The 222-nt window shown below is 56.8% G+C and carries 1 protein-coding gene; it reads left to right on the top strand.

The window, feature by feature from the left end; genetic code table 11:
• The coding region (locus RRF55_RS28730) for a zinc-binding dehydrogenase (protein WP_439419406.1) at positions 1-222 on the top strand (222 nt) is incomplete at both ends.

The following is a 222-nucleotide window of genomic DNA, read 5'->3' as shown; positions in this document are numbered from 1 at the left end:
CCCAATCGGTACCGATGTCGGTCTTGAAATTAAGAAACTGACCGGCAAGCAGGGCGCGGATGTGATCATCGAAACCAGCGGCTTTGCAGATGCGCTGCAATCTGCGCTGCGCGGACTCGCCTACGGCGGCACGATCTCTTACGTGGCTTTCGCCAAACCTTTTGCGGCAGGCTTCAACCTGGGCCGCGAAGCACACTTCAACAACGCGAAGATTGTCTTCTC

The organism is Klebsiella sp. K47 (genome assembly GCF_051858335.1).
In the GTDB taxonomy this organism is placed as follows: domain Bacteria; phylum Pseudomonadota; class Gammaproteobacteria; order Enterobacterales; family Enterobacteriaceae; genus Klebsiella; species Klebsiella pneumoniae.
Note: the sequence above shows the minus strand (reverse complement) of the source record. Positions and strands in the feature narration are given on the sequence as shown.